A 1,594-nucleotide genomic window follows, 5' to 3' on the forward strand; every position below is an offset into this window, starting at 1 on the left:
CCTACGGGCGGGACTCGCGGGCCGTGGCCGGCGCCGGGGCCGTGCCCCCCAGATGCGCGGGCACCCACCAGGTGTCCGAGGCGTCCAAGGGGCGCACGGGGTAGGCCCGCTGCGCCGACTCCAGCAGCTCCTGCACCCGCTCGCGCAGCCTGCGGGTGATCGCGCCCGCGTACTGGTCCGTGGGCGCCGGGACCGGCTCGCCCACCCGGATGGTGACCGGGATATGGCTGCGTCTCAGATTCCGCGGCCGCCCCTTGGTCCACAGCCGCTGGGTGCCCCAGAGCGCCACCGGGATCAGCGGTACCCCCGCCTCCTGCGCCAGCCGCGCGGCACCCGACTTGAACGACTTGAGCGTGAACGACTCCGAGATCGTGGCCTCCGGGAAGACGCCGACGATCTCACCGGCGCGCAGCGCCTCCAGCGCGTGCCGGTAGGCGGCCTCACCCTGCTTGCGGTCCACCGGGATGTGCTTCATTCCGCGCATCAGCGGCCCGGAGACCCGGTGCCGGAAGACGGACTCCTTCGCCATGAAGCGCACCAGACGCTTCTGCGGCAGTGCGGCGAGACCGGTGAAGATAAAGTCCAGATAACCGATGTGGTTGCTCACCAGCACGGCACCCCCGGAGCGCGGGATGTTCTCCGACCCCTGGATGTCGATCTTCAGATCCAGCGCCTTGAAAAGGGTGCGCGCGGCGCCGACGACCGGCCGGTAGACGAGCTCTGCCATCTGGGGAGGACCCTTCTGTTGTGCCCGGGGAGGGTTCGCCCGGTTTAAGTTACGCAGCCGTAGGTTTTCGGCACTGCGCAGATCGTGCCCCATGCGCGGCGCGCTGACCAGTCCTGCTGGCCCCGGTGGGGGAGATTCTCGTCACGTCATACTTTTCCGGTGCAGAACACTGCCTCTTCATACGTGACTGTATGTGCCATTCATGAGGAGTCGAACACGGGGCTCCACTCTCTCGCCGGGCCGGCTCCGCTGTTCGTCTCCGTTCCCATTCCCCTTTTCTCTTCTCATTCTCCTTCTGTCCGCTTGTTCGCTTGTCCGCTTGATTGTCGTCGAGTGGAGCCTTTCATCCCCCCGCCCCGCGCGTGCGCCGCCTCCCGTGTGACGGGTCCGCCGGGGGTGTCCGCGCCGGTCGTTCTCCCGTCGTCGGCGCGGGGTGTCAACTCGGGGGCCGCCCGGGGTCTCAGGCCGTTGCCGGGGTCTCCTCACCCTCGCTCCACGGCGTCGGCAAGGTCACACGTCCAAGCGCTTGCTCAGGGGGTACGGTGAGATCGTACTGGTGAGTAATATTTTCCTGAGGATCATCGGTCGGAGTCACCGGATCCCCCGCCGTGCGGCGCCTATGCTGCCTGGCGAGACAGGCCCCCGGCCGCTGGTGCCGGGTGTCGACCGCCCGTGATGTGGCCACCGCGAGAGGAGAGCTGTTATGAGCTTGAGGATTGTTGTGTGTGTGAAGTATGTGCCGGACGCGGCGGGGGAGCGGGGGTTTACGGAGGGGTGGACGGTGGATCGTGAGGGGGTGGATGGGTTGTTGTCGGAGTTGGATGAGTATGCGGTGGAGCAGGGGTTGCGGTTGGCGGAGGCGGTGGA

The 1,594-nt window shown here is 67.6% G+C and carries 1 protein-coding gene and 1 pseudogene; one reads left to right on the forward strand and one right to left on the reverse strand.

Going from position 1 to position 1,594, the window contains the following annotated elements; all coding sequences use genetic code 11:
* Nucleotide 1: 1 nt before the first annotated feature.
* Nucleotides 2-727, reverse strand: coding sequence for a lysophospholipid acyltransferase family protein (locus ACFVIM_RS35055; RefSeq protein ID WP_384310406.1), 726 nt, complete (start codon nt 725-727; stop codon nt 2-4).
* Between the two features lie 703 nt (nt 728-1,430).
* Here ACFVIM_RS35055 and ACFVIM_RS35060 point away from each other — a divergent pair.
* A pseudogene (locus ACFVIM_RS35060) lies at nt 1,431-1,594 on the forward strand (electron transfer flavoprotein subunit beta); the annotation flags it as partial.

Source organism: Streptomyces sp. NPDC057638, assembly GCF_042800315.1.
Taxonomy (GTDB): Bacteria; Actinomycetota; Actinomycetes; order Streptomycetales; family Streptomycetaceae; genus Streptomyces.

What these genes read in the sequence shown, in the direction of transcription:
- ACFVIM_RS35055 (WP_384310406.1), bottom strand. Translation starts at nt 727, where the DNA reads ATGGCAGAGCTCGTCTACCGGCCGGTCGTCGGCGCCGCGCGCACCCTT.